General features: G+C 34.9%; 5 protein-coding genes. All 5 read right to left on the reverse strand.

The features are described from left to right. Positions 1–330, reverse strand: a 330-nt coding sequence (locus AC6F8J_RS15035) for a P-loop NTPase fold protein (protein ID WP_500724436.1), incomplete at its 3' end; no start/stop codon positions are given. Between the two features lie 227 nt (positions 331–557). Continuing rightward, positions 558–1,394 (reverse strand): arsenite methyltransferase, encoded by an 837-nt coding sequence (locus tag AC6F8J_RS15040; protein WP_500724437.1) that lies wholly within the window; start codon positions 1,392–1,394, stop codon positions 558–560. A 138-nt stretch (positions 1,395–1,532) separates the two neighbouring features. Next, positions 1,533–2,285: a DNA alkylation repair protein gene (locus AC6F8J_RS15045; protein ID WP_500724438.1), complete on the reverse strand. Its 753-nt coding sequence runs from the start codon at positions 2,283–2,285 to the stop codon at positions 1,533–1,535. Positions 2,286–2,577: 292 nt separating this feature from the next. Further along, complete coding sequence (locus tag AC6F8J_RS15050) at positions 2,578–3,411, reverse strand: GyrI-like domain-containing protein (RefSeq protein WP_500724439.1); 834 nt, start codon at positions 3,409–3,411, stop codon at positions 2,578–2,580. Positions 3,412–3,523: 112 nt separating this feature from the next. Further along, on the reverse strand, positions 3,524–4,653 hold a 1,130-nt coding region (locus AC6F8J_RS15055), incomplete at its 5' end, for a hypothetical protein (protein WP_500724440.1).

The raw sequence follows: 4,653 nt of genomic DNA on the forward strand, positions 1-4,653 counted from the left end.
ATTCTTTGATTTCGCTATTCGATTAATTTCTTTCAAAATCAAATAGGATAGGTGTTCAATAATGTCTTTTTCTTCACCCTGAAGGTATAACTCCCATGTATTAATCCATATCGCTTCAAATTTTTCATCGCTGTCATGATCGCACAATTTTTTCTTAATAATGTTCATAAGAGATGATTTTCCGCTACCCCACTCACCTTGAAGGGATATGGTAATGGGGGTGTCTGAAGTCACGATAAATCTGGTTAATGCATCGGCATATTTCTCAATATTTAAGTAATCATCTTCCTCATGAACAATCGGAATATCTCTAATATCAATTCGGCTCATTTTTTTCCCTCTTTTTTATATCCAATAGCAATACTAAGATATTTCATATTACTATTCGCCTTTATGTATTTCTTAAATAAGTATACACTTTGGCGCTATTGATTTCAATTGATTCCCAAGTCTTATTCGCCTTTTCTTATAGATCATCATCTTCATAGGGCATACTTCAAATATTTTATCATATTGCTTAAAGATCTATCCATCTGATTGTCTACTATGATGTATTATTATTTCTGTGCTTCTATAACAAAAGAGGCGACAAAGTCCTGTATATTTTTATCCGGTGCCCATGTTTTTAATATTTGACTGCTATTATCTTTGGGGTACATTTTGATATGACTAAACCCAGCGTTCTTAAGCATTCTTTCAATATCACCTGAATACGCTGCTCCGGATATACAACCTGCCATCATCGACAAATCGTGTTTTATATTTTGTGGCATGTCTGCTGTGGCAACAACATCTGATATTGATAATCTCCCGCCATTTTTAAGAACTCTATAAGCTTCTTTAAATACTTGTTCTTTTTCAAGGGATAGATTTATGACACAGTTCGATATGATGACATCAACAGATTCATCTGGCACCGGTAAATGCTCTATTTCACCCAACCTAAATTCTACATTGGTATAGCCACTTTTCTGGGCATTCTCTCTTGATAGGCGAATCATTTCTGGTGTCATATCGACCCCAATAACGAAGCCTGTGTCACCAACTTCCTTTCTTGCTAAGAAGCAATCAAATCCTCCGCCACTTCCAAGATCAAGGACTGTTTCACCTTTTCTCAGACTTGCTAGAATAATTGGGTTGCCACAACCTAATCCCATATTGGCATTTTGAGGAACATCAGATAAGTCACTTTCTGCATACCCGATTTTTAAAGATAAATCCTTAAGGTCGAAGGATTTTAGCTCATCTTCCTGACTACCACAGCCACATCCACATCCACATCCTTGTGAACCTTTCAAAGCGACTGCTTCATAGCTTTTACGTATATGTTCTCTTATTTCTTCTTTTTTTATTTTCATCTCGAATCCTCGTCTTTTATTTTGTTTTTGTTTCATAATTTAAGACGTGTCCATCTATCAATGGTCGCCCCCCCTATAATAATCTGTAAAACTATAACACCGAATTATATACGAATCGAACCAGGCCTATTCTTATTAACAAACTATATTTTTTATATTTTTTACATTCAAGTTTTATTCTTCTATACTTATTTTTCTTGTAGTTCTCTTAATAATCCATTTTGTGTTTTTGTTATTTGAATGATCCCATTTTTTGATCAGTTCTGCTGTTGGCGCCTTGTTTACTTTTAACCAATCCGTCAAATGGTTTGCTACTGATTTTTTCACAAACATGACTTCGTCTTCTTTTAGCTTTTCTAATATCTCAAATACCGGTTCCGGATGTTCAATAAACGTATCCAGTTTTGTTGCCCAGGGAAGCTTGGGTCGCAATCCTTCACTGGACAGTCTTCTTAGATGAAAATTATCTGACTCTGCCCATTTTGTCATTTTCTCTATTGCTTGCTTCGGATATAACCTAATAAATGGTCTTACAGCATATTCACCTGTATTTCTTTTCGTTATTTCTTCAATCAGATCCATGGATTTATCAAAATGTGCCAAGCCATATTTCTCAACATACTTTCCAATTGGTAAGATCCAATAGAACTCTTTAAACATGCCTGTTTCATGTTTATTCTCTTCTCCCAATATAGCTTCAAGAATCCTTGATGCTTGATCAAATTCCTTGGGCAAGTAGTTATAGAGCTCGTCTGCGTGTAATTCTACTCTTTTAGAATAACTAAGGCCCTCACACTTTTTACCAATGGCACCAATATACTCTTTTTGAGGAAATTCTTTATAAACTTCAGAGATTTTCTCTGCTAAGAGCTCTGCCAGATTCGTACCATAATACTTTGAAATACTTTTATCATGATCTTTTTCCACTTTTTCACTTCCCTAAATAAACACATTTATAAGATGCCTTAGTCACCACTCACATTCCAATTATATCCATTTTACCATAGTGTTTTCTTCTATTACAACAAAAATCCCCTATAATAACAGTTCTGTTCTTGCAACTGTTATTATAGGGGCCCAAATATTTTATGGTTTTTTTGCTTTTGTCACTATTTTTTCTTGTTCTCTAGGAAAGTCGTACTACAGTATTCAGCCTTGAAACATGGCTGAATTCGTTAAGGACATTTCCTGTCGAACCGTTCAGAAATATGAGCAGAGCTCATAACGAAGCGAAGCTTCTTTTCTTGACCGGATAGCACACTTCTGTTACCCATTCATCTGGGTTTTGTGTTTGTGCCGGGCTTACATGATAAATGCAAAACATGGCACCATCAAATTCATATTGATTGTCATTGACCCAGTTTGCAACGACTTGGTTAACTTCGGTAATTTGATCATAGCTCCCTTTGTAGATTGCTGAAGCGATTTCTATAGAGGAAACTGTTTTAAATACAACATGCTCCGTGTTTGAATGTTGATCCTTAAGGGCCATTTGTATCTCCACGTCTACATCCTGTTCCTTATAGCCTTCATCATGGAAAATTGCAAGACTATAGCACGGGTCATCTGGTTGTAGGTTCATATCTCCTGTTTCTGCCATCATTGTGTTCCAAAGTATGCTCTCTTGGTCATAAGATGGAATAACCTTTCTCACACTGGCAACATATCTTTCCGGTAAGGTCTTTAAGACGACATTGTAATTCATAGCTGTATCATCCTTTCTCAACCGACTAATGGTCGTTTCAAGGCGTCGTAAACGATGCTTGACTTCTTCAGCTTGAGCTTCAATTTCTGTCTTTTTTATTGACAAAAATTCAGCCAGTGCTTTTGTATCCTCATACTTTATCAGAATTTCAGATATTGTTGAAAGACCAAAGCCCATATCCTTAAGGGCTATGATTCTAGCTGCAATTTGCAACTGTTCTTCATTGTAATACCTGTAACCATTGGAAGCGTCAATACTTTTTGGCACCAACAAGCCTAAGGCATCATAATGCCTTAACATCCTTATACTAATCCTTGATAATTTTGAAAAATCTCCTATTTTTAACATCGATTCTACCTCACATATATGTGTTTTCTTGAGCTCATCTTTATTATAAAGTGTACCATAATGTGAGAGTCAATATAAATATTGTTTTTTCGGTAAACTAAGACAGTTAGCGTTACTCCCACCAAACCGGAGCGTATTCTCCATCATAATGCCATTCATGTTTAATGACTTCATAGTCTTTTGGTATCTCAAATATTGCCATATTCCCCTTTTTAAGATTTGTTACTACATATTCTTGTCTAAATCCCTCTACTTCTTCGCCTATTGGGCTTTCCTTAAAAAAAGAAGCTATTTCTACAAATCTCCCGCTTTCTTTATCAATACTATATTCATAAAATATAATAAGGTCACTCACACTACCTTTCCCCATGTCTTGAAATGTGTATATAATTTTTTTCTCTGTTTCTCTTCTTCCTCTAAATCCTAATGAATGAAAGTCAAATAATTTCATGTCTGAAACGGATGTCTTATATTTTTCAACGACTCTTTTCTCTGGCACCACTGTATTAAAGTATTCTCCATCGTGAAATTCTATTATTTCTAAGGTCTCACCTTTATGATTTTTTACCTCGGACATTATGGCAATTTGGTTCATTGCTTTTCCACTACTATGCATCTTCAAAATATTTTTGCTATTTTTTTTGTTTATTAAATCAAGTATAAATGGTTCCTCTATAAATGTATTGCTAATAGCATCTTGAAAGTCTATCAAAGGTTCATTCATATATGAATAAATAAGAAATGTTATATCATCATAGGCTATATCCTGAGGCTCGACAAAAACACTATCCTCTATTTCTTCATAACGGATACTCAACGCTTCCATTTCTTTTTCTACAGCTCCATCTTCAGAAAAAGTATAGCTCTTGATAACAATTCCATCTTTTATACTGATCCACTCTTTTACCAATTTATTTTCTTCATCGCGACTCATTAATCTTTCAAGATATATCACCGCTTCACCCTTAAGCTCTGTCACTAAGCAATCTACAAAATAGTCTTTTGAACCAAAGACTATTGGATTATGTCTTGGAACATCTTTATTATCTATTATACTCGGATAGGATGCTCTTCCTATTGATTCCATTTCTAACTCTGTAACCACATAATATATCCCGTGATCCCTTCGATAATATCTATCATATTTCGGATATTGATCTGATCTAGTTACTTCATAAAAATCCTCGTTTTTTAGATGCACTGTTGTTGTTTCTTCGCTGTATATATAATCATAATCATCCG

It is taken from the genome of Petrocella sp., from assembly GCF_059865615.1.

Coding starts and splice junctions, on each gene's coding strand:
- AC6F8J_RS15050 (WP_500724439.1), bottom strand. CDS start 3,411: ATGTTAAAAATAGGAGATTTTTCAAAATTATCAAGGATTAGTATAAGG.
- AC6F8J_RS15040 (WP_500724437.1), bottom strand. CDS start 1,394: ATGAAACAAAAACAAAATAAAAGACGAGGATTCGAGATGAAAATAAAA.